26 protein-coding genes, 1 pseudogene and 1 riboswitch are annotated in these 26,481 nt (G+C 38.2%); of the genes and pseudogenes, 17 read left to right on the forward strand and 10 right to left on the reverse strand.

Annotated elements, in window-relative coordinates; all coding sequences use genetic code 11:
- Window positions 1-344 precede the first annotated feature (344 nt).
- Window positions 345-617 carry a hypothetical protein gene (locus tag A2U94_RS13855; RefSeq protein ID WP_061785496.1) on the forward strand — a complete coding sequence of 91 codons (273 nt, stop codon included), beginning with the start codon at window positions 345-347 and terminating at the stop codon, window positions 615-617.
- Complete coding sequence (locus tag A2U94_RS13860) at window positions 614-889, forward strand: hypothetical protein (protein WP_062686740.1); 276 nt, start codon at window positions 614-616, stop codon at window positions 887-889. Before A2U94_RS13855 ends, A2U94_RS13860 begins: the two co-directional genes overlap by 4 nt.
- Window positions 890-976: 87 nt before the next feature.
- Here A2U94_RS13860 and A2U94_RS13865 read toward each other — a convergent pair whose 3' ends face one another.
- The 3 genes from A2U94_RS13865 to A2U94_RS13875 all read right to left on the reverse strand — a co-directional run bounded on the left by A2U94_RS13865 (window position 977) and on the right by A2U94_RS13875 (window position 4,675).
- Window positions 977-2,152 (reverse strand): MFS transporter, encoded by a 1,176-nt coding sequence (locus tag A2U94_RS13865; protein WP_062686739.1) that lies wholly within the window; start codon window positions 2,150-2,152, stop codon window positions 977-979.
- Window positions 2,153-2,267: 115 nt separating this feature from the next.
- The gene (locus A2U94_RS13870; RefSeq protein WP_025910198.1) at window positions 2,268-3,569 is read right to left on the reverse strand and encodes an NCS2 family permease; all 1,302 of its coding nucleotides are present in this window, start codon (window positions 3,567-3,569) and stop codon (window positions 2,268-2,270) included.
- 173 nt (window positions 3,570-3,742) lie between these two features.
- Complete coding sequence (locus A2U94_RS13875) at window positions 3,743-4,675, reverse strand: sensor histidine kinase (protein ID WP_082823071.1); 933 nt, start codon at window positions 4,673-4,675, stop codon at window positions 3,743-3,745.
- A 381-nt stretch (window positions 4,676-5,056) separates the two neighbouring features.
- Between A2U94_RS13875 and A2U94_RS13885 the strand changes: the two genes are divergently transcribed.
- The 5 genes and pseudogenes from A2U94_RS13885 to msrB all read left to right on the forward strand — a co-directional run bounded on the left by A2U94_RS13885 (window position 5,057) and on the right by msrB (window position 9,088).
- Window positions 5,057-5,716, forward strand: coding sequence for a MerR family transcriptional regulator (locus tag A2U94_RS13885; RefSeq protein ID WP_025910203.1), 660 nt, complete (start codon window positions 5,057-5,059; stop codon window positions 5,714-5,716).
- A gap of 189 nt (window positions 5,717-5,905) precedes the next feature.
- On the forward strand, window positions 5,906-6,346 hold the full coding sequence (locus A2U94_RS13890) for a MarR family winged helix-turn-helix transcriptional regulator (protein WP_025910204.1): 441 nt from the start codon (window positions 5,906-5,908) through the stop codon (window positions 6,344-6,346).
- 65 nt (window positions 6,347-6,411) lie between these two features.
- Window positions 6,412-8,004, forward strand: coding sequence for an MDR family MFS transporter (locus A2U94_RS13895; protein WP_062954641.1), 1,593 nt, complete (start codon window positions 6,412-6,414; stop codon window positions 8,002-8,004).
- A 121-nt stretch (window positions 8,005-8,125) separates the two neighbouring features.
- Window positions 8,126-8,650 (forward strand): annotated as a pseudogene (msrA, locus tag A2U94_RS21855) (peptide-methionine (S)-S-oxide reductase MsrA); the annotation flags it as partial.
- A 24-nt stretch (window positions 8,651-8,674) separates the two neighbouring features.
- Window positions 8,675-9,088, forward strand: coding sequence for a peptide-methionine (R)-S-oxide reductase MsrB (gene msrB, locus A2U94_RS21860; protein ID WP_286140559.1), 414 nt, complete (start codon window positions 8,675-8,677; stop codon window positions 9,086-9,088).
- Between the two features lie 13 nt (window positions 9,089-9,101).
- On the opposite strand, the gene A2U94_RS13905 is transcribed toward msrB, so the two are convergent.
- From A2U94_RS13905 to A2U94_RS13915, 3 genes are read right to left on the reverse strand one after another with little or no spacing between them, the layout of a single operon-like run.
- Complete coding sequence (locus tag A2U94_RS13905; protein WP_062686737.1) at window positions 9,102-10,247, reverse strand: GerAB/ArcD/ProY family transporter; 1,146 nt, start codon at window positions 10,245-10,247, stop codon at window positions 9,102-9,104.
- Between the two features lie 11 nt (window positions 10,248-10,258).
- Window positions 10,259-11,344, reverse strand: coding sequence for a Ger(x)C family spore germination protein (locus tag A2U94_RS13910; RefSeq protein ID WP_062686736.1), 1,086 nt, complete (start codon window positions 11,342-11,344; stop codon window positions 10,259-10,261).
- Between the two features lie 19 nt (window positions 11,345-11,363).
- A complete protein-coding gene (locus tag A2U94_RS13915; protein ID WP_062954642.1) occupies window positions 11,364-12,875 on the reverse strand; it encodes a spore germination protein in 1,512 nt (503 codons plus the stop codon).
- Window positions 12,876-13,110: 235 nt separating this feature from the next.
- On the opposite strand from A2U94_RS13915, the gene A2U94_RS13920 reads away from it, so the two are divergent.
- The 4 genes from A2U94_RS13920 (at window position 13,111) to A2U94_RS13930 (ending at window position 17,290) form a co-directional block, all read left to right on the forward strand.
- The gene (locus A2U94_RS13920; RefSeq protein WP_062686734.1) at window positions 13,111-14,766 is read left to right on the forward strand and encodes an alkaline phosphatase; all 1,656 of its coding nucleotides are present in this window, start codon (window positions 13,111-13,113) and stop codon (window positions 14,764-14,766) included.
- A 355-nt stretch (window positions 14,767-15,121) separates the two neighbouring features.
- Entirely contained in the window at window positions 15,122-15,844 is a 723-nt protein-coding gene (locus A2U94_RS13925; RefSeq protein ID WP_226372953.1) for a LytR/AlgR family response regulator transcription factor, read from the forward strand.
- 224 nt (window positions 15,845-16,068) lie between these two features.
- Entirely contained in the window at window positions 16,069-16,206 is a 138-nt protein-coding gene (locus A2U94_RS21225) for a response regulator (protein ID WP_156413467.1), read from the forward strand.
- A gap of 71 nt (window positions 16,207-16,277) precedes the next feature.
- A riboswitch (yybP-ykoY riboswitch) is annotated at window positions 16,278-16,380 on the forward strand.
- A 97-nt stretch (window positions 16,381-16,477) separates the two neighbouring features.
- Complete coding sequence (locus tag A2U94_RS13930; protein ID WP_025910213.1) at window positions 16,478-17,290, forward strand: TerC family protein; 813 nt, start codon at window positions 16,478-16,480, stop codon at window positions 17,288-17,290.
- 248 nt (window positions 17,291-17,538) lie between these two features.
- On the opposite strand, the gene A2U94_RS13935 is transcribed toward A2U94_RS13930, so the two are convergent.
- The 3 genes from A2U94_RS13935 to phaQ all read right to left on the reverse strand — a co-directional run bounded on the left by A2U94_RS13935 (window position 17,539) and on the right by phaQ (window position 18,988).
- Window positions 17,539-17,733 carry an alpha/beta-type small acid-soluble spore protein gene (locus A2U94_RS13935; RefSeq protein ID WP_025910214.1) on the reverse strand — a complete coding sequence of 65 codons (195 nt, stop codon included), beginning with the start codon at window positions 17,731-17,733 and terminating at the stop codon, window positions 17,539-17,541.
- Window positions 17,734-17,875: 142 nt separating this feature from the next.
- Complete coding sequence (gene phaP, locus A2U94_RS13940; RefSeq protein WP_025909640.1) at window positions 17,876-18,388, reverse strand: polyhydroxyalkanoic acid inclusion protein PhaP; 513 nt, start codon at window positions 18,386-18,388, stop codon at window positions 17,876-17,878.
- A gap of 171 nt (window positions 18,389-18,559) precedes the next feature.
- Window positions 18,560-18,988, reverse strand: coding sequence for a poly-beta-hydroxybutyrate-responsive repressor (gene phaQ / locus A2U94_RS13945; RefSeq protein ID WP_025909639.1), 429 nt, complete (start codon window positions 18,986-18,988; stop codon window positions 18,560-18,562).
- 382 nt (window positions 18,989-19,370) lie between these two features.
- Here phaQ and phaR point away from each other — a divergent pair, with 382 nt between their 5' ends.
- The 6 genes from phaR to ykzE all read left to right on the forward strand — a co-directional run bounded on the left by phaR (window position 19,371) and on the right by ykzE (window position 23,947).
- Window positions 19,371-19,904 carry a polyhydroxyalkanoic acid synthase subunit PhaR gene (phaR, locus tag A2U94_RS13950; protein ID WP_025909638.1) on the forward strand — a complete coding sequence of 178 codons (534 nt, stop codon included), beginning with the start codon at window positions 19,371-19,373 and terminating at the stop codon, window positions 19,902-19,904.
- A gap of 78 nt (window positions 19,905-19,982) precedes the next feature.
- The gene (locus A2U94_RS13955) at window positions 19,983-20,726 is read left to right on the forward strand and encodes a 3-oxoacyl-ACP reductase (RefSeq protein WP_025909637.1); all 744 of its coding nucleotides are present in this window, start codon (window positions 19,983-19,985) and stop codon (window positions 20,724-20,726) included.
- Between the two features lie 85 nt (window positions 20,727-20,811).
- The gene (locus A2U94_RS13960) at window positions 20,812-21,900 is read left to right on the forward strand and encodes a class III poly(R)-hydroxyalkanoic acid synthase subunit PhaC (protein WP_025909636.1); all 1,089 of its coding nucleotides are present in this window, start codon (window positions 20,812-20,814) and stop codon (window positions 21,898-21,900) included.
- A 207-nt stretch (window positions 21,901-22,107) separates the two neighbouring features.
- Window positions 22,108-23,514 (forward strand): TrkH family potassium uptake protein, encoded by a 1,407-nt coding sequence (locus A2U94_RS13965; protein ID WP_225001745.1) that lies wholly within the window; start codon window positions 22,108-22,110, stop codon window positions 23,512-23,514.
- A 101-nt stretch (window positions 23,515-23,615) separates the two neighbouring features.
- Entirely contained in the window at window positions 23,616-23,777 is a 162-nt protein-coding gene (gene ykzP / locus A2U94_RS21585; protein ID WP_025909634.1) for a protein YkzP, read from the forward strand.
- Window positions 23,774-23,947 carry a protein YkzE gene (gene ykzE / locus A2U94_RS21590; RefSeq protein WP_167556157.1) on the forward strand — a complete coding sequence of 58 codons (174 nt, stop codon included), beginning with the start codon at window positions 23,774-23,776 and terminating at the stop codon, window positions 23,945-23,947. The genes ykzP and ykzE overlap by 4 nt, the downstream gene beginning before the upstream one ends.
- A gap of 329 nt (window positions 23,948-24,276) precedes the next feature.
- On the opposite strand, the gene A2U94_RS13970 is transcribed toward ykzE, so the two are convergent.
- The gene (locus A2U94_RS13970) at window positions 24,277-26,046 is read right to left on the reverse strand and encodes a B12-binding domain-containing radical SAM protein (protein ID WP_062954643.1); all 1,770 of its coding nucleotides are present in this window, start codon (window positions 26,044-26,046) and stop codon (window positions 24,277-24,279) included.
- Between the last annotated feature and the right edge of the window lie 435 nt (window positions 26,047-26,481).

A 26,481-nucleotide genomic window follows, 5' to 3' on the forward strand; every position in this document is an offset into this window, starting at 1 on the left:
CGTACTAGACTTCTTAGAGGACGACGAATAAAAGCCTAGAAGATTGCTTCTGGGCTTTTATTCGTCGTAAACGTAAATGTATTGTAAAAGAGAAAAAGAGCTTATATTGAGTCAGAAAAGCATTATAAGCTTAAGGGTTATTTTATTAAAGATTGCTAAACTTTCGCCATTTCCCCCTTCACGCAATGAAATCTCATGGTATTTACTTTTTAATTTGAGGATGTGCTATTTTCGTCAATTTTATTTCCAAAGCAATAAAATTGACGAAAATGGTAATTTTTATGTTATGGATATATAGGAAATTAATTGTAATGGATGTAGAATTAAAAAGGAGGGGGAATTATATGAACGAGCTTTTTATAGCGGTGTTAGCACTTTTCTTACTATGTTTATCAGCATGTAGCAATTCACCGGAACAATTAGTGAGGGAGTTTAGTAAATATAAAGAATTAGAAGGATTAGACGTTCTGTTACAAACAACTCCACAACCTGTTGCAAACTCTTTATTAGCTTTTTATGAAACAATCGATCATAAATTTGGAGTGGTAGAATTTGATGGAGATAATAACTTAAAATCGGAAAAGAGAATTGAAAATATTACAATAAGTACACGGTGAAATTCTTAGATGATAAAGAGGAAGCAGTATACATTGAGCAAGTTGAATTTTATAATGTGACGTTAGATGAGCTTTTGAAAAAACAGTCAAGCACTGAACAAGTAGCTGAAGATAAATCAGAGAGCGAACTATATGAAGAAGAGAAAGAAGCTGATGATTTAAAAGCTCCTTCTGATCGCGGTTTCGTTGTTGGCCTCATCTTAATAGTGAGGAGCGTCTTTTTAGATGTGGGTGTGCTTTCAATTCAACTATACTGTTGGTTATCGGTTTAGGTACTATGGTGTTTTATGATGAAATCGTCCAGGTATTTCAAGCGATAAGAAAAGACTTTAGCCAAAAAAGCTAAAGTCTTTTCTTAGTTAAGAGCTAGGTGTTATTTCTTTGGGTGAATAGTCGAGTTCAATATGACGTTGAAGCAGAAGGAGCGCACCGAATGTTAATACAGCTCCAATTAAAAATGGATACATGCTGTTCAGTTCAAAAGCAAAGGCTCCCATCAGAGGCCCGAAAATCCTTCCTAAGCTATCCATTGATGAATTAATACCTGAAGCTGACCCATAGCCGATATTCGTTTTAAGGGTAATCAGAGCGAGTACACAAGGGCGAATAAGGGCATTGCCGGCTGTAAAGATGCAAAGGAAAACCGTTGCGTTAAATAAATTGGATGAAAATAAAATGGATGCAAATCCGACCGCTGAGACAATTAAACCAACAGCAATTAGCTTTTTCTCATTTCCTTGCTTAAATCGCTGTAAAACCCCGCCTTGAATAACAGCTTGCGTAACGCCACTGGCCATAAACATCCAGCCAATCATGGTAGGGGTTACATCAATGCGTTCGATTTGAAAAAATTGAAAAGTTGCTTCAAGGCCAGCTAGCGTAAACGTTCCAAAAAAGGAGAGTAAATATAAATACTTCATTGCGCCTTTAAAATCCGTGTTGAAATCTTGCAGCGTAGTTTTCTTTTCCTGAGAGACGCTTTCTTGCTGGAGCGATTCCGGTAATGCAAAGAAAGCATAGGTCGTCATAATTAGTGCCAATATCCCTGAAATGGTAAATGGGAAAAATAAGCTCACGGACGATAACAGTCCACCTAATGCTGGTCCAAAAATAAAGCCAAGCCCGATTGTCATTCCTAAAAGGCCCATTGCTTTTGTGCGATTTTCTTCCGTGGTAATATCAGAAGCGTAAGCGAATGCACATGGAATAACCGCTCCGGCAAATAAACCTCCAAGAATACGTGATATGTACATCAGAACGAGTGAGTCATTAGCGAATGAAAAAATAAAGAAACTAGCGCTAAATCCGATTAAGCCCGTAAGAAGAACGGGTCTTCTACCTTTTCGGTCAGATAGACTTCCCCAAAATGGAGCGATCAAGAAAGATGCGATAGAATAACTTGCCATTAAGAGTCCAAGGTTAACTGAGCTAGCTCCAGTTATGCGAATGACTTCTGGCACAATCGGAATAATAATGCCGAATCCGACAAAAATCATAAACATGATAAACATAAGCGTGCCAAGCTGTTTTTTCATATGAAGCTCCTTTCAATGAAGACGTTTTCTGTATATTCAGTATACCAAATAACGAAAAGGATTCCACTTAAATCCAACGTATCTCAAATAAAAAAGCGATGCATAAGCATCGCTTTTAGTGTGGTAAAAACACAAGTTGATATAAGAATAGAACAGCAAATACATAAACAAGGGGGTGAACCTCTTTTGCTTTACCTTTTACAATCTTCATTAGTGGATGTGAGATAAAACCTAGCGCAATTCCAGTTGCAATGCTTGATGTCAGAGGCATTGTTAAAATAACAAGAAACGCAGGGAATGCTTCATCAAATTCGCTCCAGTTAATCTTTGCAATAGAGCCCATCATTAAGCTACCTACAATAATTAAAGCTGGAGACGTAATCGCTGCAATGCCTGAAACGGCGCTTACAAGCGGGCTAAAGAACGCAGCAATAATGAATAAAAGAGCTACGGTTACGCCAGTTAAACCTGTACGTCCACCTGCAGCAACACCAGCTGAAGACTCAATGAAAGCAGTTGTTGGACTTGTTCCAAACATTGCACCAATTGATGTACCAAAAGAATCTGCAAGAAGAGCTTGGCGTGCTTTTGGCATATGGTTATCTTTCATTAATCCTGCTTGTTGTGCTACACCAATCATCGTACCTGTTGTATCAAAAATGGTTACCAGTAAGAAAGAAAATACAACAGCATACAAACCGTGCTGAATAACGTCACCAAACGCAGTTAGCGGATTGGTAATTAGGAGTCCTTCTGGTAGAGAAGGGGCAGACACAAACCCTTGGTCAAATGAAAGCTGACCTGTGAAAAGCGCGATAACGGCTGTAATAAGCATACCGAAAAACAATGCCCCGTTGATATTCATTGCATATAGCGCAATGGTAATGGCCAATCCCACTAAAGTGAGTACAACGCCAGGAGATTGAAGATCTCCTAAGCCTACAAGGTTGGATTCGTTTGCGACAATAATACCTGCTGAACGAAGGCCGACAAAGGCGATGAAAAGGCCAATACCAGCTGTAATTCCATGTTTTAAGTTGCCTGGAATGGCTTCGATTAATTTCTCACGAAACGGCGTGAGCGACAAAATAACGAAAATAATACCTGCGACAAACACGGCCGCAAAAGCAATTCTATAATCGATGTTACCGTGTGAACCGACAACAGAGTATGCAAAATATGCGTTTAATCCCATACCTGGCGCAATTGCAATTGGATAATTGGCGGCAAGTGCCATCCACAACGTACCAATAACGGCTGAAATGATGGTTGCCATAAATACTTGATCAAACGGTACACCTGCATCTGATAAAATTACAGGGTTTACAACCACGATATAAACCATTGTTAAAAACGTAGTAATTCCAGCTAAAACCTCTGTTTTAGCATTCGTGTTAGCTTCTTGTAACTTAAACATAAGTACCTCCAAAAATAACGAACATTAAAAGCAACATGATATATAATATTCGTTTTTAGAGATAAATGCAAGCCATTTAATTAAAAAAGAATATTATTTTACCTATGATTTCACAAGGTGGACTTTTGCCAGCGTGTATCATTAGTTTGTACGATTGCTAACAAATTAAAAGGCTATACAACAATTGGAAATTTCAGTTTAACGGTTAAACGCTGGTGGTAATAAAGATAATCCAGATAGCCGTTAGAGTGCCGAACTAGCTCATGAATGACAAATGTCCCAAGTCCTTCATGGCTTCCTGATTTGGTGGTTTTGTTAAACTGTTTGAATAGTTGATCCTGCAGCTCATTAGAGAGTGGAGGTGTGGAATTGGTCACTTCCAGTATATAAATTCCACTTTTAACTAGAGATTTAATACAAATATACTTCTCGTCTGTGCACCGTGCCGCATCAAAGGCATTTTCCAAAAGGTTTACCAATAGGTTCATTTGATTAAGCTTTGTGATAGGAAGCTGTGATAACGGGTTTTCAAACTGAAAGACTAGCTCAATGTTATCTTGGGCTGCTTGTTGTTTCCATTGATATAGCATGGAAGCGATATGTCCGCTTTCGCCTTGCATGTATGTATTGGTGTTCTGAAGTGCATCCACATATTGCTGCATATATGCATTGGCTTTTTGATGTTGCTTACTATCCATAAGGTAGGACACGGCGCTAATATGCTTCATAAAATCATGTCGCTCAGCCCGAATTTGTTGGAATACTTCATTTACTTTTGAGAGTTCAGCTGATGCTGCAAGTTCGCGTTTACTAATCGAGAATAGGTAATTATGTACGCTTGCGATTTCAAAGTAGTACATCAATAGCACAGCCAGTAATAGTAGGAGTAGTAAAGGTGAGTTAGTACACCACATGCCGCTGACTATACAAATTGAGAACGTGCATGAAATCCACGAAATAGGATGGGTAAAAGAAACTCGTTTCATGTACAAATATACGCTGCTCCACATGACTGTACAGATAAATATGATGGTCCAAGTGGATAATGGTTTGAAGAGTAAAACAGCTGTGGTACATAGAGCTGTTATTAATAAGAGATATTTCATACAAACAAGCTCCTTTAGAAGTAATGTCGCTGTAATAGGTCTAAGTTTCCTTTCGTAATAAGTGCCGTTTGATTGGTTTGTTGAAACGAAATGGAATAAGAGTGTTTCGTATGTAATTAAAACCAAAAATGTAGAGGTTCAGCTTCCTCCCCGCGAAAAGCGAGTGTCCGTAGCGTAATAGAACGAGCTTGTTCTTACAACCTAGTGATGTTGAAGAAATAATGTTTCGTCTTTGAGAAGGGATTATTTCGTTATGTTGCAGCTCCTTCTTTGTTGAATTCCCACTTTCTTTGCCGAATTCCTTCTAGTTTTGTCACGAATGAAGGGAATCTTTGTTTCGTAGCGAAGTTGCTAGTATAACAAGAAGATGGAGGGATTACGATGGCAATAAAAACGCTTGACGTGGCCAAACAGTTAGGAATTCATCCGAGTACGGTTTTGAAATGGGCAAAGCTTGCAGACATTGATATTCAACGAAATGATGCTGGACACTGGGAGTTTACAGAAGAAAATGTTACGAAGCTTGAGGAGTTTAAGAACAATCGGAATCGCCAAGCGGTTGTGAAAGTGGTTGAAGCAAGTGATGATCGCATTGAGCAGCTTCAAAAACAAATGGATGAACTTTATGAGAAGTGGTCAGCTCATGAAGAAGTGGCGGCTTCAGTAGCGGTTGATGATAAGGACAACCAAAAGCTACATGATGTAGAAGCTCAGGTATCTGTACTGCAAGAAAAGCTTGAGGCTTATCAGTCTGCAAAGCACAAAGAAGTAGAAGAGCCTAATCAAGAAATGCAACGGCAAATTGACCAGCTATTAATGCGCTTAATTGAAAATGAAAAAAGAACGGAAGAAAAAGCAGGAGAAGTGGTCACGTTTCAGCTTCTTGAGCACCGAAAAGAAATTGATCAGTTAACGAAAAAGATGATAAAGCTCCAAGCAAAGGTAGAGGAATTTGAAACGCGCTTAAAAGACAGTCAGTTTGCAGCCGCGAAAAAGCCTCCAAAATGGCGCACGTTTTTAACAGGATTATTTACGTATTAGACATGCTTACGCTTATCGCAAGCATGTTTTTTTTATGGCTTTTTTTCTGAAAAAAGAAAATACTATCTTTTAGGAAGTTTTATCTTGACGATAAGCATGTTTATTTGATAAAACTATTTTAGTTAACTAAGTGAAATAAATATTTTATTAACTTTTTAATCATATAAGTAAAAGGAAGGAGTGTGTATAGTGAAAGAACGTCATGAGCTTCTCCATGAAATGGAGTTGTTGTTTCGCAGTGTATTTCGTCAGCTTCGACAAGAAATTAACAGCGTATTTGATTCGGAGCTATCAACTAATGCTTTTATGATTCTTCGCATGTTAAGAAATGAAGGTCCTCAAAAATCAACGGACATTTCAAAGCACCTGCAGGTATCCGCTAGTCATATTACGGCTTTGACGGATTTGCTTTTATCTAAAGGGTATGTGGAACGGAAAAAGTCAGAGGCAGATCGAAGAATTGTTGAAATTGTCATTACTGAAAAAGGGCATGCTATATTTGAGGAAATTGAAGCAAAAAAAAGAGCATATTTTTTTGAACGGTTTAACGATTTTACAAATGAGGAAATTCAAATTATGAATACATTATTTCAAAAAATTGATCGTTCTGCGGAGCGACAGTCAAACTAAGAGACAGGTACGCCGAAAAAATGATTCACTAGGTGAATTATTTAGTTACCGAAAGGAGTAGACATATGGAACATTTAGAACATCGAAAAAAAGTAGCCATTATGATTGCAATTATGTCAGCAATGCTGTTTACAGCCGTAAACCAAACGATTGTGGGTACTGCATTGCCACGTATTATTGCTGAGCTACAGGGAATTGAGTATTATAGCTGGGTATTTACAAGCTTTATGTTAGCTTCCAGTATCACAGCTATCTTAGTAGGGAAGCTTTCAGATATTTACGGACGCAAGCCGTTTATTTTAACAGGTATCGGTATTTTCATCATCGGTTCACTATGTGCAGGTTTTTCAAATACAATGATTCAATTGATCATCTTCCGAGCTGTTCAAGGCCTGGGTGGAGGTTTAATTATGTCGACTGCATTTACAGCAGTTGGAGATTTATTTACGCCGCGTGAGCGCGGTCGTTGGCAAGGGTTACTAAGCTCAGTCTTTGGTTTAGCCAGTGTATTCGGTCCAACACTTGGCGGTTGGATTGTTGATAATGCGAACTGGCACTGGGTTTTCTGGGTATTCTTACCGTTTGGTATCGTTGCATTCGTTCTAATTTGGATGCTGTTTCCAAGCGTTGAAAAACGAGAAGGTGAAAAGGTCGACTATGCGGGTTCACTATTCTTAACAACAACCATTGTACCGCTACTACTAGCGTTCTCGTGGGCTGGTTCTAAGTATGATTGGGTGTCAACACCAATCATCAGCTTGTTTATTGGAACCATTGTATCGTTAGCTATTTTTATTATGGTCGAGCGAAAAGCAAAAAGTCCGGTATTACCACTTCACTTATTCCGTAACAACATCTTTACGCTCTCAAACGTTGTTGGGTTTATTTTAGGTGCTGGAATGTTTGGAGCAGCGATGTATATTCCGTTCTTTATTCAAGGTGTTATCGGTCGTTCTGCAACGGCGTCTGGATTGATTATGATGCCAATGACGCTTGCGATGGTACTTGCAAGTACGCTCGGTGGACAATATATTACGAAAACAGGTAAGTATAAAGGTTTAGCAATCATTGGCTTAGCTATCATGTCAGCAGGAATGTTCTCACTGTCAGCAATGAATCAAGATTCGACGTCAACAAACGTAATCATCAACAATATTTTAGTGGGTTTAGGATTAGGAATGAGCTTCCCAGTATTTACGCTAATCATTCAAAATGCTGTTGAACAGCGCTACCTAGGTGTAGCAACAGCATCCAGTCAATTGTTCCGTCAGCTTGGTGGTACAGTTGGGGTTGCGATTATGGGAACAATGATGAACTCACGTATGTCTAGCCATATGACAGAAGAGGTAAGCGGAGCATCTGTTCCTCCTGAATTAGCTTCGAAACTTCAGGGGCTAGATCCACAGGTACTAATGGATCCTGCGCGCTTAGCAGATATTCAAAAACAGGTACCAGCATCCATGCAACAAGTATTTGATGGCTTTGTATCTATTCTTCGTGAAACGCTAAGCTATTCACTAACAGGCGTTTATCTAACTGCTGGTTTTATTGTTGTAACGGGTGTAGTCCTAACGTTCTTTATTAAAGCTATTCCGCTTCGAATGAGTCAGCGCGTAGATGAAAAAGAAAACGAAGAACATGAAAATAAGGCAGGGTAACGAAGAGGGAGCTTCATAGCTTCCTTTTTTTCTATACATAATAGTCGGTGAAGCAAGATAGTTGGTATCTCAATTAATCAGTCGTATAATAAACATAAATAATCAAGAGGAGGTCTTCTCGTTGACACAATCTAACCATCAATTAGCCACGTTTGCTGGAGGCTGCTTTTGGTGCATGGTAAAGCCGTTTGACGAACAGCCAGGCATTCTAAAAGTTGTATCGGGCTATACTGGAGGCCATACTGAAAATCCAACGTATAAAGAAGTATGTTCAGAAACGACAGGACACTATGAAGCGATTCAAATTACATTTGATCCCGAAGTGTTTCCATATGAAAAATTATTGGAGCTTTACTGGCCTCAAATCGATCCAACCGATCCAGGAGGACAGTTTGCTGATCGCGGAGACTCTTATCGAACAGCAATCTTTTATCATAATGATGAGCAAAAGCAGCTAGCGGAAGCTTCAAAGCAACAGCTAGAAGAGAGCGGCCGTTTTTCAAGCCCTATCGTAACTCAAATTTTACCTGCAAAGCCGTTTTATGAAGCGGAAGAGTATCATCAAGATTACTACAAAAAGAATAAATTTCGCTATTCAATGTACCGTCGAGGTTCCGGACGCGATCGGTTTATTAAAGAGAACTGGAAAGATATCGGTAGAGATGAAGAGTTGAAAAAACGCTTGACGCCAATTCAATACGAGGTAACACAAAATGACGCAACCGAACCTCCATTTCGAAATGAATTCTGGAATCATACAGAAGAAGGAATCTATGTAGACATTGTTTCTGGAGAACCACTCTTTAGCTCACGAGATAAATATGATGCTGGGTGCGGCTGGCCGTCCTTTACCAAGCCAATTAATAAGGAAGAGGTAGAGGAAAACATGGATGTTAGTCATAATATGGTTCGAACGGAAGTGCGTAGTAAAGCTGCAAATTCACATTTAGGTCATGTTTTTGAAGATGGTCCGACGGAAGCTGGAGGGTTACGCTATTGCATCAACTCAGCCGCTCTTCGATTTGTCCCTAAAGATAAGCTGGAAGAAGAGGGATACGGTGAATATGTAGCGCTATTTAACTAATAAAAAGAGTGAGTCACGATGAAGGTGACTCACTCTTTTTTTGAGGTTCCTGCTGTGGTTCAGGTGTTCGTTTGCTTCCTTTTATTTTCGAACGAATAATGCTGAAAATAAATAGAAAAGGAATGTAAAAATAAATAACGTATGTCCCTATTTGAGAAACGGTATTATTTAAAAGGTCAATGTTTTTTCGATTATCAAAGAAAATTGAAAGAGCTAATAAGGTTAGTATAAATACCAATAGGTAAATAGTAGACTTTCCTCGAAATGTTCGCTTCATCCCTCGAACGCTGCACCATAAGGTTGTACAAATTGCTGGCAGAACAACAAGAAGCCATAATGAAATTACAACGTATTCAAATCGTTGAATAAAGGGAATTTCAATAATTTTAGCCATTGTGAGCGTCGGCCAAATCGTTTTTAAAAGCTGCCCTTGACTAAAATAAACAAATGTTACAATTGTTAAAAATGTATAGAGAACGGTTGTAAATAAAAGCCCAGCTTGCCCCCACTTGTAACTAGAGGGTCCATTTTTAATGTAGGGATAAAAAAATAAAATCGATTCAAACCCCAAGTAGCTAAACGTCATTGTTTTAAAAGAAGTAAACAACTCACCAAAGCTATGATCTAAAATCGGTAAGATATTATTTACTTCGCCTAGCGAAAGTGGATAAAACAATGAAAAAAATAAAGGTAATGGAAGGACGACTCCAAAGAATGCAATACCTGTAATGACGCGAAAACCACCTGAAATAATATAATAGATGAGAGGAAGATAAATAAGTGAAATACTCCAAGTGGTGAGCCGCGGGAACATCCAGACTTGGAGGACTTCAATATATGTTCGATAAATCGTGATTGCAAAAGAGAAAAAGTATAGGCATAAGATGATATTAAATAGATTGCCAATCCATTTTCCAAAATACAGGCGATGAATTTGAATGACATCCGTATTTTCACGTTTTAGTACATAAAAGCACATCCAAAACAGCACAGAGACGGCTAAGCCAGAAGCAATAACTGAAATCCAAGCGTCATGTCCGCCACCCTTCACAATATATCTTTGAAACCCCAGCATTCCAACCCCTACTTGCACGGAATGAATCAAAAAGAACAGAAAAGACGGAGAGACTTGAAATTGTTCTTTCACATTGTTTTCCATGTTGTTCCCTCCTACTGACTAATGCCTGTTTGAACTAGATTCACATGCGCTTTTACATGGATATCCATGTCCGAATAGTTTTCTCTAAAGCGTTGGCTGTCAAAGTTCCGCGTACGGCTACGAACGTAATCCGTAAAACAAATGGGGTCAACGCCAAGCTTTTGCAGCTTTTTAATTAAGCGATCACTGTCTTTTTCTAAGTTCGTAGTTAGCTTTTTCTCAAGCATATTGACATTAGATGGCTTTGTTAGTTTCAGCCATTGTGGAAACTCTTTTACAAGGCCGTCAATATTTAAATGGACAACAATGATGGGATTATGACGGTTCCCTTTTAATTCGTAATTCGTTTTGGTTCGCAGATTTTCTAAAATAACTTCGCCTGAATGCCCTTTGTGCTTCATATCCATTGTATAGCGACCGTGCTTCGTCCCATCCAGGAGTAGCTTCATTAAAAACGCTTCTTTCATATCGATTGAAGAAATGTATTTTTCATTTTTAAACAATGCAACTCCTTCTAATTTAATTGCATCTTTTTCTTGGGATAACAACGGTAAAAAAGGATCGCGGTCGTCGCTAAAAAAACTAAATAAAAACGTTTGTAAGTTGGTTCGCGGTAGGTTTTCAGTTTTAATATTCTGGTCAATTAGATTTGAGATAAACTGATAATCTTTAATTTTCTTTCTCGTAACAGAGCTTAACATCTCATGTGCATTACCATCTGTGATGGCTACTTTAATCGTACGCCCTAAGTCAGGATTTCGAGCAAGCGTATTGACTAAATCGTGCATTCCGTGTTTGGCATAATCTTCACCAATTATGACGCTACGCAATTGGCCAAATGCCAAAGGGAGTGAAGACTTAACATTTAAATGGAGAGGGACATCAAAAGAACTATCGCCTTTGGCTGCAATGATGCTTGGTTCTTCCGTTGGTCCATATTTAAAGATCGGATATAAAATGGTTCCTCGAATCTTGTCTTCGTCCTTATCGTAATCGTATCCTATCGCATTCACGACTTGTATCTCATCAATCACTTCTCGATCCGCACAGCTAATTAGAAAGATGCTACAACAAGCTATAATTATTAATTTTTTCATTGCTGTATATCCTCCTTGCTTACTCTCGGTCTAGGTTTTGTTTCTTTTTTGATTTTTCAGGATTATAGCGGAACCAGCTTAAAGGTCTTAAATACCCAGGGCGTTTTGCCGTTTTGCTATATGGAAGTCTAAGCAACGTATCTCGTTGGCTTTTTGCTCGAAATGGATAGACAGGAACTAAATAAGGCATACCCAGGGATTGTAATCGAATTAAATGAACGATTAAGTAGCAAAAGCCAAACATGATACCGACCAGTCCATACAAGGCTGCAAACAGTACAAAAGGGAAGCGCAAAAGTCGAATCGTATTAGACATCTTAAAAATTGGCGTTGTAAACGATGCGAGCGCAGTTAGAGAAACAATAATGAGCAAAACGTTACTAGTTAAAGCAGCTTCAACGGTTGCTTGCCCAATAACAATTCCCCCAACGATTCCAAGCGTTTGGCCGACTTTAGAAGGTAGTCTGGCTCCGGCTTCTCTAAGCAGTTCGATGGTTATTTCTAAGAACAACACTTCTACTACGGGAGGAAAAGGGACATTTGTTCTTGAGAAAATAATTGGTCCCAGTAAATCCTTTGGCAACATTTCATAATGATAGGTAACAACGGCAACATATAGCGGCGTTGCAAAAATAGAAAAAAATACGCCAAACATTCGAATTAAGCGAAAGAATGAGCCTAGCACCCACGGTAAATAATAGTCTTCAGGTGAAATAAAAAAATCAAGCAGCGTGGATGGTCCCGTCACTGCATATGGAGAACCGCTTGAGAAAAAAGCAACTTGACCGTTTCGCAAGGTAAACAATACGCGGTCTACTCGCTCCGTTGTTAAAAACAAAGGAAAAGGAGTATTGGAGTTATCTGAAATGAGCTGCTCTAGCATGGTGCTATCAAAAATAACGTCAAAGTCAAGGGACTCTAAGCGCTTTGTCATGGTATCTACATGCTGTGGATTCGTGATGTCCTCTAAATAAACGATTACTACCCGAGTTTTAGACTTTTGTCCGACCGTAATTTCCTTGAATACCAAATGCTCAGAAATTAATGTCTTTCGCATGAGATATAAATTAACGTCTAGGTCTTCTACAAATCCGAGCTTTGGACCTACGACGCTAAACTCATTTTCAGTTTCATTCTCTGTTCGAAATCCCGTATCAAAGCTTTGAACTTTAATTAACGCAACTTCTTTATCATCAGTATGAAGCTGAAACATAACATACCCGCGAAGCATTTTTTCTGAAATTTCTTGAGTATCTTTAGTGATAGAGATATCCTCAATCGGTAATACGTTTTCGACTTCGTTGACGTTTGTTAACGTAAAATCAATGAGCTGAATAGGCTTTATAATTTTATCTTCAACGCTTTGCATCTGGACGAGCTGTTTAAAGTACGTAATGACGTATTTCTTATGCTGAGCTCCAATAGCGAGCGTCGTAAAATCACTGGATTTACTAAATTGCTCAATAATTTCATCTAGGGTTTTCTTTGGTTGTTGATCAGCATTGTTCTTTTTAAATAAATTTTTGAACATAAGTATCTCCTTGTCATCAATCCTCATCTGTTATTGGTAGTTTGTTCATGTGTTTCCTTTTTATGCGATGAAACTTTTCTCCTGAAGGATTAGTGCATTTGAAGGATTTTTTGGCTTGTAAACAGGTATTTACGCGATTTTAACGAATCTTTACATTGCCATAAAAGTGCATTTACAAAGAATTGTTAGATTTAAGCATGTAGAAAAAAGAGCGATATGAAGGGAGCACGATGAAATGAAAAAGAAATTATTAGGGGCAACGCTTGCTGGTGCTGTAGCACTCGGTTCTTTTGGATTAGGAAATGCATTAATGGAAACTGAAGCGAAGGGGCCAAAACAGCAGGAGAAAAAACCAAAAAACGTTATTATGATGGTAACGGACGGAACAAGCTCAAGCACAACAACATTAGCAAGATGGTATAAAGGTGCACCTCTACATATGGATCAGTTAATGGCTGGAGGGGTTCGCGCTTATTCAGCTGAATCAGCAATTACGGATTCAGCACCAGCAGGAACAGCATTGGCTACTGGTAATAAATCTAACTCTGGATACGTAGGAGTGCTTCCTTCACTTGTCACAACACCTGGTGTTGAACAAATAAAAGAAGAAGACAAGTACCGCCCAGTAGCAAATGTTCTAGAAGGAGCAAAGCTATCTGGAAAAGCAACAGGAATTGTGGCAACTTCTGAAATTCAACACGCAACGCCAGCTGGTTTTTCAGCCCATCATCACGATCGTAATAACTTTGATGTACTAGGTGAGCAGCAAGTATACCAAGGCATAGACGTTGTACTCGGTGGTGGTAAGCAATCACTTGTTACAGGAGAAGGTAGTAAAAACCGTAAAGACGGTGAAAACTTAGTTGAAGTAATTGACGAAAAGGGCTATGATTTTGTAGAAAATCGCGATGAGTTATTGAAATCAAAATCAGATAAAATTTGGGGTTCATTCTCAGATTCAGCGCTTGCTTACGAAATGGACCGTAAACAAACAAAGCCTCAAGAGCCGACAATTTCAGAAATGACGGATAAAGCACTTACTACGCTTTCAAAGGACAAGGATGGATTTTTCTTATTCGTTGAAGGCAGTAAGCCAGACTGGGCGGCACATGCAAACGATCCTGTTGGAATGGTAAGCGACGTGTTAGCTTTTGATAAAGCTGTAGGAGAAGCAGTTGAATTTGCGAAAAAAGATAAAAATACAATGGTTATTGTAGTGTCAGATCACGGTAATAGCGGTATTTCAATCGGAAGTAAAAATACAGATAAAAACTATGATACAACGCCTGTTTCAGCGTACATTGACCCATTGAAAAAAGCGAAAATGACGTTAGAAGGTGCAATGGGCTCTCTAAATAAAGACTTATCAAACAAAGAAGAAGTGGCTGCTTTATACGGGCTAGACAACTTAACGGTTGATGAAAAGAAACAGTTAGATGCAGCGAAAGATAAAAATGCAATTGGAGTAACATTATCTAAACTGCTGGCAAATCGTGCAAACCTAGGCTTTACGACAGGTGGTCATACGGGTGAAGACATGTTCTTGTATTCATACGGAGTAGATCGTCCTGTGGGGCATTACGATAATACTGATCTTGCTAAGCATATGGCAAAAGCAATGAATTTCGACTTAGATAAACTAACGGATGAGCTATTTATTGAAGCTACAAAAGCATTTAAGGGTGCTAACGTAACAGTAAATAAACAAGATCCACAAAACCCTGTACTAGTTGTAAAATCAAACAAGCGTACGGTTGAGTTTCCTGTTAACAAAAATATTGCGGTTGTGAATGGAAAAGAAATTGAAATGAATAGCGTTGTCGTACAAGATAAAAACGGCCGCTTCTTTGTATCAAAGCAAGCACAAGACATTGTAAAAAAAGGCAAATAAGCATGTGAAGCATATAGCTCACCGGAAGTGAATTCTTCTGGTGGGCTTATTTGTTTATGTTTCATCTCTTATTAATAGTTAAAAAGACCTATATAAAAATACGATTTTTAGGCATTTATTTATGCATAAGTGGAAGAAGTGTAGTATGATAGACTTGGTTTATGAATTGATTAGTTCATTTCTCATATATATGTTGTTACGGTTATATGCTACACTTTTGATATCCAAATACTTACTAAATTTGAGAGAAACTAACGAGATTTTTCTCCTTAGCATAAATGTTCATTTTTGTTTTTAATTTGACGGAATAGATAATGTAAAAGGAATAGAAAGAATGTTAGAAGGAGCGACGTTTGTGAAAGTATTAATTGCAGATGATAATATAGATTCAATTGAAATCTTAGAATATTTTATTTCTCAGGTACCTGGCTTTGATGTCATTGGCTCTTGCAGGGATGGTGAAGAGTTAATTCAGCAAGTAATGGTACAAAGTCCAGAGCTTATTTTGGTAGATATTAATATGCTGAGCATGAGCGGATTAGAAGCTGTCAAAGAATGTTTGAAGATTAAACCAGATTTACGCTTTATCTTTATAACAGGGTATGATCAGTTTGCGGTTGAAGCTTTCGAATTATCTGCGCTTGATTATATTATTAAACCGATTGAAAATCAGCGTTTATATGTAGCTTTAGAGCGCGCTAAAAAAACGCTTGCTAAACAAGAAAAAGACAACTCAACTAAATCAAGAGCAAAGCGATTACCTGTTAAATTTAACGGATCTACTTACTATATACCAATTAACGAGATTGTTTTTATTGAAAAATCAGGAAAGAAATGTTTAATATTCACACAGTTGAGAACATATGAAAACATCAGTGATATTTATATGTATTTAGATCCAAACGTTTTTAGCCAAACGCATCGATCTTATATTGTTAATCTGGAAAAGGTCTCTCATATTACTCCTAGAAATGAAACGTACCTAGTCTACTTTTTGAATTTTGATGAATATGCTCATATCTCGAAATTGAAAATTCAAGAAGTGCAAAAGCAGCTCCATGATCTAATGGTCAATTAACAGTTGAATTAAATACACTTGCACGTAACAGCAGGCGAATCTTTGAAACGGTTCGTCTGTTTTTACGTCTTGCTTATGAGAAAGGAGCGAATGACTCTGGAAGGGAATTATAATTTATTTACCGTTTTGCTGGCAATAGTAGTGGGCATTCTAGCTGCTTATACAGCCTTAGACTTAATTGAAAGAAGCAGTAGCTCATCACGCCTCATAAAAAATGGGTGTTGATGGCAGTTACAGCGAATGCGCTACAAGATGATATTGAAAAAGAAGTGAACATGGGGCTTGAAGATTATATCACCAAACCCATCCATTTTGAGACATTTTTACACAAGTTAGCACGTATACTGAATGGAAAGAAATAAATAACTATTCTTCCATTGACAAGTTGGAAAAAGTTACGTATTATGATAATAACTTAATACACTTACTTCGTCTAAGGAGTAAAGGGGAGTAGCGTCAGGGAAACCTGAAACAAAGTCGTCATTCCATGGATTCTGTCCATCGGCTTTGTTGGCATAACGAGTTTATTTATGCTTAGCAAGACCTTTGCCATATTTGGCAAAGGTCTTTTTGTGTTTTCTTTGCCGAATTAGGGAAAAAGATTAGTAAGAGAGAAAAGAGAGGAGAATGTTTATGGATGCATCATTGTTATTAGAATATGGGTGGGTGTTGCTTGTTCTCATCGCCTTAGAAGGAATTTTAGCTGCCGATAATGCGCTTGTAATGGCAATTATGGTAAAGCACTTACCAGAAGAGCAGCGTAAAAAAGCGTTATTTTACGGGTTAGCGGGGGCATTTATCTTCCGTTTTGGTTCACTATTTGCAATCTCGTTCTTAGTGGATGTTTGGCAAGTACAGGCAATCGGAGCAGTATATTTACTGTTTATCGCGATTAATCACCTCGTAAAGCGCTATTTGAAAAAGTCAAAACATGATGAAACCGTTACAAAGGAAAAAAAGGGTTCAGGTTTTTGGATGACTGTTTTAAAAGTAGAATTAGCAGACATTGCGTTTGCGGTCGATTCAATTCTTGCAGCGGTAGCTCTTGCTGTCACGCTTCCAAATACTCCACTACCTAAGATTGGTGGGCTAGATGGTGGACAGTTCGCCGTTATTTTTGCAGGTGGATTAATTGGATTAATTATCATGCGTTTTGCAGCAACATGGTTCGTAAAATTATTAAATCAACGCCCAGGTTTAGAAACGGCTGCGTTCTTAATTGTTGGTTGGGTAGGGGTTAAATTAGCAGTATATACGCTTGCTCACCCTGAATTAGCAATTGTTGATGAGCATTTCCCAGAGTCAAAAGGATGGAAACTTTTCTTTTGGATCGTGCTGATTGCAATTGCTGTTGGCGGCTGGTTCTTATCGAAAGGTAAAAATCAAAGTGAAATTGAAGGTTCAGATGATGCACAAGATGCATTGGAAAAAGTAGATCATCAATAATCAAAGAGGCTGAGACATAAGTAATTCAGCTAACGATAAACCTGAACGATTGAGAGTTACTCGCTTTTAATCATTCAGGTTTTTTGTTGATTGTGAAAACAAACGTATTCTAACAACGTAAAGAGGTGAGAAAAGGAATTGTTCTTCTTTTTGGAAATTTGTTTTGTTATGTCCCACCCTCTTTTTTTGCATGAGAAAAGCAGGTGCCTAGAGCACCTGCTTTTAGCCATGTTATGAAGTTGTTAAAATTATTTGTTTTGCCCGTTTAAATGAGCTTGAGCTTGTTGTACTAGACGTTTTGTAATTTCGCCACCAACTGATCCGTTGCTACGAGCAACCGTATCAGAGCCTAAAGTTACTCCAAATTCTTGAGCGATTTCTGCTTTGTATTGATCTAAAAATTGTCCAACGCCAGGAACTAATAATTTATTTGATTTAGCCATGGTTTCATTCTCTCCTTTTTTAAGTTCAACGAATAATTATCGTTGTAGTCGTAGTATGTACTCTCGTTTTCTTGCCATACTGGTAATGGTTTGAAGGAGATAATAAAAAGCCCAACTTCAGAAGAAGTTAGGCTTTCTTGTTTTATTTTACAACTGCATATTGATCAACTGATTGAGCAAATGATTTTTGTAGAGATTTTACTTGCTCTACGTACGCATCAGATACTTGTTGAAGCTCTTCACGCGTTTTCTTTTGCTCTTCTAGTAGCTGTGTGATGACTTGGTGGTATTGCTCTTGTGCTTGTTTCACCATTGTATAACCAGTTTTGCTTTGGTTTACAGATAATGATTGTAGCTTGCTTAATGCTTCGCTCATGCGATTCGTCCACTCTTCGTATGAGTCTGCCACAGCGTTGCCTGCAGTTTTACGTAAATTTTCAACTGTTCTTTTCTGAAGGTTTTCAAGCTCAGCTTTCCATTGCTTATCAACTTCTTGAAGTTGTTCAACTGCTTTTGAGACAAATTCTTGCTGTTGCTCTAATGTTTTTAACGTCCAAAGCTCAACTTGCTTATTTCCTTCAGCGATGTTTTCTAATCCTTTTGTCCATTGATCCCACATTGCATCGATTACTGTTTCATACTTTACTGTTGCCATAATCAAATTCCTCCTCGGTTGATTGGCTTGCGAACAGAATAAATTTATGAAACGTTAGTGGTGTTTGTCGTAGGTGTAAGGCTTAACATTTCAGCTAGCTCGCGAAATAGCCGTTATTTTTATATAAGGAAACGCAGCATCAAACTACGTGACTCCTTTTGTACATGCAAATTACTTTTGATTCTCATCTTTTTTTGTACCTGAGCTGAATGGAAAAAACATGTCGGTATACATGGAAAAGAATGAATCCAACATATTTTGATATTGCTCTAATGATGAAGCCCACATCGTTAAGTATTGTTCGCCAGCTTCCGTTAATGAGTAGATACGTCGAGCTGGTCCTTCAGCAGATGTATCCCATTGTGAAGTAATAAGGTTATCTTTTTCAAGCTGTCTCAAGGTGCGATATACGTTTCCTTGGTCGACGGATGTAAAGCCAAAGCTCATTAGCTGTTGAATTAGCTTATAACCATGTAAATTCCAACCCCGAAGGCTCAGTAATAAAAAAGGAATCATAAAGTTTTTTGGTGCACCACTAATCGATTTTTCAAGGTTAGCGGAGTTTGAAGCAGAGGCGTTATCTTCTTTACTTGTACTCAAGTTAATCACCCCTTTTTGGTAATTTGTCTCTATATGTGTAATTTACACCTAGATGAGATAAAAGTCAATCATTCCCTTGGGTTTTTTTAGAAAACGACAAAAAAACAAAAGGTTTCGACAATTTTTGTCAAAACTTTTCAAAAATAATCAAATATTGGGAATTGTTTATCGTATCAAACAACTCTATAATAGTATACGTAAGATATTTTTAACACTTTTACATTTTGTTAGCGCAAGTAGAAAACAAATTAAACAATAGTAAGCGTTCTTATTGATGATAATGATTGCGTTTACTTCGTGCTTCCTAATATGTCCACATGCGTTTTCGTCATGAGCATATTGAGAGCCATCACTTTTAATTACGTGGAAAGGAGATGGAAAATTGGAACAGCAAAAGATGTTAGATCCGTTTCAAGCATGGAAAGACGTATATGACAAAACTGAGTCTTACTGGGGAAAAGTTATTGGAGACAATATGAACAGAGAAGAGTTCTCACAAATGATGGGAAACGTTCTGAACATGAACCTTCAGTATCAACAAGCTATTAACGAAGTAACAGGGCGCTATTTTCAACAGGTCAACATTCCAACAAAGGAAGATGTAGCAAACGTAGCTTCACTTGTTATTAATGTAGAGGAAAAGGTAGAGGCGTTAGAAGATCGTTTCGATGATCTTGAAGACAAGCAAGATAGTCCAGCTTTCAAGCGTGAAGTCACTAAGCTGAAGTCAGATGTAAAGTCGTTAGACAAAAAGCTAGATAAGGTATTGTCACTGCTTGAAGAGCAGCAGGATACGCAAGCTGTGCTGCAAGAGTTAATTCAAGAGCAAATTCAAGAGCAAGGTGAACAGCTAAAAGCCGAGCTGTTGGAGCAAGTAAAAGTAGAAAAGCCGAGCGAGCAACCGGCTCAAAAGTAAGACAAGGGGACAAGTAAACACATCATACTACTGTTTATGTAGAACAATTACAATTGATGAGGCCAGGGGGAATTTTTGATGACAGAATTACAAGGTAAAGTAGCAATCGTAACAGGTGGATCTAAAGGAATTGGAGCGGCTATTACACGTGAATTAGCATCACAAGGTGTTAAGGTAGCTGTAAACTATAACAGTAGTAAAGAATCTGCAGAAGCTATTGTCAATGAAATTAGAGAAAACGGCGGTTCAGCGATTGCTGTTCAAGCGGACGTATCGTATGCAGATCAAGCTAAACACCTTGTTGAAGAAACAAAAGCAGCGTTTGGCCAGCTTGATATCTTAGTAAATAACGCTGGTATTACGCGCGATCGTTCTTTCAAAAAGCTTGGAGAAGAAGATTGGAAGAAAGTGATTGATGTTAATTTACATAGTGTGTATAACACAACTTCTGCTGCTTTAGGTGACTTAGTAGAAGCAGAAGCAGGCCGCATCATTAACATTTCATCTATTATCGGTCAAGCAGGCGGGTTCGGTCAAACAAACTATGCAGCTGCAAAAGCTGGTATGGTAGGCTTCACAAAGTCGCTGGCACTTGAGTTAGCAAAAACAAACGTAACGGTTAATGCTATCTGCCCTGGTTTTATTGAAACTGAAATGGTAATGGCAATTCCAGAAGAAGTACGTGCTAATATTGTTGCGAAAATTCCAAAGCGCCGCTTTGGTCAAGTAAATGAAATTGCACGTGGCGTTGTGTACTTAGTTAAAGACGGAGCTTATATCACAGGTCAACAACTAAACATTAACGGTGGCTTATACATGTAATTATTCGTTCATATAAAAGTAGCCCTGACGTTTTGTCGGGGCTGTGCTTTTTCGCTCATGATTAAAAAGAAAGGTGGATGTTTTCATGGCAACTCCATATATCCAAGAATGGGAAAAGTTAATCAAATCAATGCCTAGCGAATATAAAAGCTCAGCTCGACGCTTTAAGCGTGCTTATGAAATTGTCACAACGGAAGCAGAGCCAGAGGTAGGATTGACGCCAAAAGAAGTGATTTGGAAAAAGAATAAAGCGAAGCTATATCGTTACACTCCAACTCAAGAAAAACTACACAAGACGCCAATTTTACTTGTATATGCTCTTATCAATAAACCATATATTCTCGATTTAACACCTGGCAATAGCCTAGTGGAATATTTATTAGAGCGTGGCTTTGATGTGTACCTGTTAGATTGGGGTACGCCTGGCGTAGAAGATAGCGGTATGAAATTGGATGATTATATCATGGACTACATTCCGCGCGCTGCAAAAAAAGTACTGCGTCACTCAAAAGCACCTAACTTGTCCGTGTTAGGTTATTGTATGGGTGGTACGATGACGGCAGCCTTTGCGGCTTTACATGATGAATTGCCAATTAAAAACTTGATCTTTATGACAAGTCCGTTTGATTTTTCAGACACTGGTTTATACGGCGCATTTCTAGATGAACGCTACTTTAACTTAGATAAAGCCGTCGATACGCTAGGTAACATTCCACCTGAAATGATTGACTTTGGTAATAAGATGCTAAAGCCAATTACAAATTTCTACGGTCCTTACGTAACGCTAGTTGATCGTTCAGAAAATCAACGCTTTGTTGAAAGCTGGAAGCTTATGCAAAAGTGGGTAGCCGATGGCATTCCGTTCCCAGGTGAAGCATATCGTCAGTGGATTCGAGATTTTTATCAGCAAAATAAGCTGATTAATGGCGAGCTAGATATTCGTGGACAAAAGGTTGATTTAAAAAATATTAAGGCTAATATTCTTAACATTGCTGCAAGCAGAGATCACATTGCAATGCCTCATCAAGTTGCTGCGTTAATGGATGCTGTTTCAAGCAAAGATAAAGAATATAAGCTTCTTCAAACAGGACACGTTTCAGTTGTATTTGGTCCAAAAGCGGTTAAAGAAACGTACCCAACAATTGGTGATTGGCTACAAAAGCGTTCAAAGTAAAACTTTTTAATAAGCGAAATGTAGCTAGAATAAAAGCTGTACGTGTAGTGGTTTTCCTGCACGTACAGCTTTTATTATTAATGGGAAAAAGAACTTTTTATACTGAAATTCCTGTTTGGTAATGACAACGGTCACTTGTTCTTTTATACTAAATAAAGCTATCTCTTCTTTTAGTGAGTAAAAGAAAATAATACATAAGGAAGAAAAATTCAAAAAAAGGGAAAGCTATTATGTATTATAAAAAAAGGAATGTCTATCATGCGTCGAAATTGGAAACATCGAATTAGGCAAATGTCCTCAGCACAAATTATTGTCGGCTTTTATTTGACAGCCGTGACGGTTGGTTTTTTACTTTTAAGCATTCCAGCAGCATTAAAGCCAGGGGTGGAGCTAGATTTAATTAACCGTTTATTTATTGCTGTTAGCGCGGTAAGCGTAACAGGCCTCACGCCCGTTTCAACAGCTGAGACGTTTAGCACATTCGGATATTTTATTTTAGCATTTATTTTTCAAATAGGTGGAATCGGTGTTATGACACTAAGTACATTTATTTGGCTTTTAATTGGAAAAAAGATTGGCTTAAAAGAACGACAATTAATTATGATGGATCATAATCAGTCCAAATTATCTGGACTCGTTAATTTAATGAGAAATGTACTGCTTCTTATTTTTGCCATTGAGGCAATTGGTGCATTGGTATTAACGCTTCACTTTCATCAATATTATTTAGATTGGAAAGAAGCATTTTTACATGGTTTTTTTTCATCTATTAGTGCGACAACAAACGCTGGGTTTGATATAACTGGAGCTTCGTTTGTTCCATATGCTAACGACTATTTTGTTCAAGTCGTGACGGTGCTCTTAATTACGCTAGGAGCAATTGGTTTTCCAGTTCTAATTGAAGTTAAGCACTTCTTTTTAAAGCGTAAAGAAAAGCGTAAGTTTCAGTTTTCTCTTTTTGCAAAATTAACGTCTATTATGTTCTTAGCCTTGTTAGCTGTTGGAACTTTGTTAATTTTGCTTTTAGAACAGAATGCGTTTATGGCAGGGAAGTCTTGGCATGAAGCATTCTTCTATGCCTTTTTTCAATCAGCCGCAACCCGAAGTGGTGGAGTAGCCACGATGGATGTTAGTGAATTTACGCTACCGACGCTGCTTATCATGAGTGCCATGATGTTCATTGGAGCATCTCCAAGCTCCGTCGGTGGAGGGATTCGGACGACCACGTTTGCTCTAAATATTTTATTTTTGTTTTATTATGCAAGAGGAAGTAAAACAATAAAGATTTTTAGACGAGAAATTCATGAAGATGATATTACTAAATCTGTAGCTGTGTCTATGTTTGCCATTATTATCTGCTCCACTTCTGTTATTATTTTAACAATCACAGAGTCGTTTTCTTTAACAGAGATTATTTTTGAAGTGTGTTCAGCCTTTGGAACGACAGGCTTATCAATGGGAATCACGAGTGGCTTATCAGATGTAGGGAAAATACTCATTATTATTCTGATGTTTATCGGTCGAATTGGAATGCTCGTATTTATTCTAATGCTTCGTCGTCCAAAAACAGAACCAGACTATCATTATCCAAAAGAACGCATTATTATTGGGTAATTCATTAAGCGTTTTGACAGGTTTTACTGCTCATAAGATCTATGCACTTGCACAAGCTAGTATAGAGCAAATGCTTATAATCTTATGAGGAGGTTATTACAATGGCAAAACGTAAAGTAGCACATAATCCAGCACAAAAAAATAATCAAACGCCAAAAGAAAGCTTACCCGATACAGAATTTTCAGCTGAATATGGCAGAGAAGACACATATAAAGCAGCAAACCGTAATTCAAAGCACGGAAAGCAAGGACAAAGCAAATGACGAAAAAAGATCATAGACACCTTGCCCACTCGAAAGAAAAGCAAACACAACTTTTACAAGAGGAGTTTGGACCTGAAATGGGTGATCCAAACGCAGCTAAGTTTTTAGAGATGGCTGAAATTGCAAAAGCTGAGAAAAAACATAAGAAAAAGCAAAAAAAGAACTGTTAAAAAAAGAGGCTGGGACATAAGTAATTCAGCTAATGATAAACCTGAACGATTGAGAGTTTCTCACTTTTAATCGTTCAGGTTTTTTGGTTGATTGTGAAAACAATGTTGGAAACAGGGTGGAATGGAGCGTAGGACACTCGACTCCTGCGGGAAAGAGAGGGAAAACTGAGATCCCGCAGCGCAGCGAGGAAGCTCAGGTTCCTCCCCGCGGAAAGCGAGTGGCCGTAGCGCAATGGAACGAACGTGTTCAGACAAACCAAAAAGATTGGAACAGCTATTGTTCGTCTCTTAGAAGCAATCATTTTGTTATGTCCCAAACTCTTTTCCGATTAGCTCACTACTGGCAAATCAAAGGCTTCAACAGGAGAGGTAAACAGTTTCGTCTCGTTGGCTTTTTGATCATAGTAGAATAAAATTAAAGACTGCTTTTCTACAATTTTTCCAGTGTTTTTGTAGTATGCATAATCAAATGGAAGCAGCTCAAGAACAGTGTGCTTATAAAGCTCTTTTTCCGTTAGGTTTTCATCGACAAAGTCATCGCTTAATACCGTTGGCTTTGCAAGTATTTGCTGATAGTAATGAGAACGAACTTGCTTATCTAACTTATCATCCCACCAAGGTTTGCGAGGCTTGTGTTTTTGATTGAATAAATAGTCAATCTTCATGAAGCCTTCAATGATTGCTTCGTTTTTAAAGCTTTCTGTTTCAATATATTGTTTTAAGCGTTTAAACAAATCTTCAAGCTGGTGTCCAATACGTGCCCAGCCCATCTCATCCCAGAAAGTACCAAAGTTTTGGAAGAAATCAAATGGCGTTTCGTAACAGTTCTGGACCAGTAACTCAATCGTCTCGTCCATGCGGTGATCATTCCAGAATTTCTCTAAGATATCCTCAACGTGCTTAATACGAACAACATCAGAAAACGGCAGAACGTTATTACTTAGAATTTCATACGGTGACTGGTCCATAAACTGATAGTTGTAACGCTGCGCACTAAGGCGTAAACCTGTTCCACGAAGCATCTTTAAAAACCCGAGCTGAAGCTCTTCTGGACGCAGAGCAAATACGTCATTAAACGTGTTTTTAAACGAATGGTAGTCTTCATCAGGAAGGCCTGCAATTAAGTCTAAGTGCTGATCGATTTTACCGCCATCTTTGACCATCGTAACGGTACGAGTAAGCTTTGTGAAGTTTTGCTTACGCTTTACAAGCTCGTTTACAGCATCGTTTGTCGACTGGACACCAATTTCAAAGCGGAAGAGTCCAGCTGGTGCATGGTCATTTAAAAACTGAATAACTTCTGGACGCATGATGTCAGCCGTAATCTCGAATTGGAAAACAGTACCAGGTTTGTGCTCGTCAATTAAGAACTGAAACATTTCCATAGCATAGCTGCGGCTAATGTTGAATGTGCGGTCCACAAATTTGATGGTTTTAGCACCGTTATCCATTAGATAGCGAATGTCATCTTTGATTTTCTCGCGGTCAAAGTAGCGCACGCCTACTTCAATAGAAGATAAGCAGAACTGACAGCTAAACGGACAGCCGCGACTTGTTTCAATATAGACAACACGCTTAGATAAAGAATTGCGATCCTCTTCAAACCGGAACGGTGAAGGCATTTCGCGAAGATCAATTTTATTGCGCTGTGGATTCACTACGTGTTTCCCATCTTGTCTAAATGCAACACCGCTGACGTTTTCAAACTGACGGTTTCCATGAAGCTCATCTAAGAGCTGCTTGAACGTTTCTTCTCCTTCACCAATTACAATGAAATCAGCTTCTGGGATACGGTCTAGCCAGTACGGAATATCATATGTTACTTCCGGTCCACCGAAAATAATCGTTAGGTTAGGGTTAATTTTTTTTAACATTTGTGCGACTGTAATCGTTTCTTCAATGTTCCAAATATAGCAGCTAAATCCAATGATATCAGGATTGCGCTTATATAAATCCGTCACGATATTCATCGCTGGATCTTTAATCGTATATTCAACCATCTCAACGTGATAGTCAGGTTCTGCGTATGCTTTTAAACATCGAAGGGCCAAAGATGTGTGAATGTATTTGGCATTCAATGTACTGACAACAATGTTCATGTAAAAAGGCTCCTTTATTTAACATAATCTTAAACCAATTCACTATTGTAGCACATTTAATGGACAAAGTATAAAAGTGATAAGAAATCCTCTCTAGAAAATTTGCTTTTCTAGTATCTGTTTATTTATTTAAATGAGGGAATGTATTATACTTACTCTATTGTAAAGAGGTTTACACAAATATAATGGCCTGAATTATTCATAGCTAACTAAAATCATTTCGTTTTTCAACTTTTGATCACGATGGTTTAAATTTTCGTGAATTTCAAATGGATGAATAGGTGAAGGAGTCTGGTTGATGCTTAAAAAATGGGGATTCACCTGTTTTTGGGCAGACTGATCCCTTGGTGCGGGTTCGATTTTTTAAAAAGGTGATTTAGTTGAGGGAAAGCTGCTGTACCTGGGTCAGTACGTCCGAAAAGAAGTGCGCATAGA

This window comes from Bacillus sp. VT 712 (genome assembly GCF_001614195.1).
Lineage (GTDB): Bacteria > Bacillota > Bacilli > Bacillales > Bacillaceae_H > Priestia > Priestia flexa.

What these genes read in the sequence shown, in the direction of transcription:
- A2U94_RS13915 (WP_062954642.1), bottom strand. Translation starts at nt 12,875, where the DNA reads ATGTTCAAAAATTTATTTAAAAAGAACAATGCTGATCAACAACCAAAG.
- A2U94_RS13865 (WP_062686739.1), bottom strand. Translation starts at nt 2,152, where the DNA reads ATGAAAAAACAGCTTGGCACGCTTATGTTTATCATGTTTATGATTTTT.
- A2U94_RS13855 (WP_061785496.1), top strand. Translation starts at nt 345, where the DNA reads ATGAACGAGCTTTTTATAGCGGTGTTAGCACTTTTCTTACTATGTTTA.
- A2U94_RS13955 (WP_025909637.1), top strand. Translation starts at nt 19,983, where the DNA reads ATGACAGAATTACAAGGTAAAGTAGCAATCGTAACAGGTGGATCTAAA.
- A2U94_RS13920 (WP_062686734.1), top strand. Translation starts at nt 13,111, where the DNA reads ATGAAAAAGAAATTATTAGGGGCAACGCTTGCTGGTGCTGTAGCACTC.
- A2U94_RS13970 (WP_062954643.1), bottom strand. Translation starts at nt 26,046, where the DNA reads ATGAACATTGTTGTCAGTACATTGAATGCCAAATACATTCACACATCT.
- A2U94_RS21225 (WP_156413467.1), top strand. Translation starts at nt 16,069, where the DNA reads ATGGCAGTTACAGCGAATGCGCTACAAGATGATATTGAAAAAGAAGTG.
- phaP (WP_025909640.1), bottom strand. Translation starts at nt 18,388, where the DNA reads ATGGCAACAGTAAAGTATGAAACAGTAATCGATGCAATGTGGGATCAA.
- A2U94_RS13870 (WP_025910198.1), bottom strand. Translation starts at nt 3,569, where the DNA reads ATGTTTAAGTTACAAGAAGCTAACACGAATGCTAAAACAGAGGTTTTA.
- A2U94_RS13905 (WP_062686737.1), bottom strand. Translation starts at nt 10,247, where the DNA reads ATGGAAAACAATGTGAAAGAACAATTTCAAGTCTCTCCGTCTTTTCTG.
- A2U94_RS13885 (WP_025910203.1), top strand. Translation starts at nt 5,057, where the DNA reads ATGGCAATAAAAACGCTTGACGTGGCCAAACAGTTAGGAATTCATCCG.
- A2U94_RS13875 (WP_082823071.1), bottom strand. Translation starts at nt 4,675, where the DNA reads ATGAAATATCTCTTATTAATAACAGCTCTATGTACCACAGCTGTTTTA.
- ykzE (WP_167556157.1), top strand. Translation starts at nt 23,774, where the DNA reads ATGACGAAAAAAGATCATAGACACCTTGCCCACTCGAAAGAAAAGCAA.
- A2U94_RS13910 (WP_062686736.1), bottom strand. Translation starts at nt 11,344, where the DNA reads ATGAAAAAATTAATAATTATAGCTTGTTGTAGCATCTTTCTAATTAGC.
- A2U94_RS13935 (WP_025910214.1), bottom strand. Translation starts at nt 17,733, where the DNA reads ATGGCTAAATCAAATAAATTATTAGTTCCTGGCGTTGGACAATTTTTA.
- A2U94_RS13930 (WP_025910213.1), top strand. Translation starts at nt 16,478, where the DNA reads ATGGATGCATCATTGTTATTAGAATATGGGTGGGTGTTGCTTGTTCTC.
- ykzP (WP_025909634.1), top strand. Translation starts at nt 23,616, where the DNA reads ATGGCAAAACGTAAAGTAGCACATAATCCAGCACAAAAAAATAATCAA.
- A2U94_RS13960 (WP_025909636.1), top strand. Translation starts at nt 20,812, where the DNA reads ATGGCAACTCCATATATCCAAGAATGGGAAAAGTTAATCAAATCAATG.
- A2U94_RS13895 (WP_062954641.1), top strand. Translation starts at nt 6,412, where the DNA reads ATGGAACATTTAGAACATCGAAAAAAAGTAGCCATTATGATTGCAATT.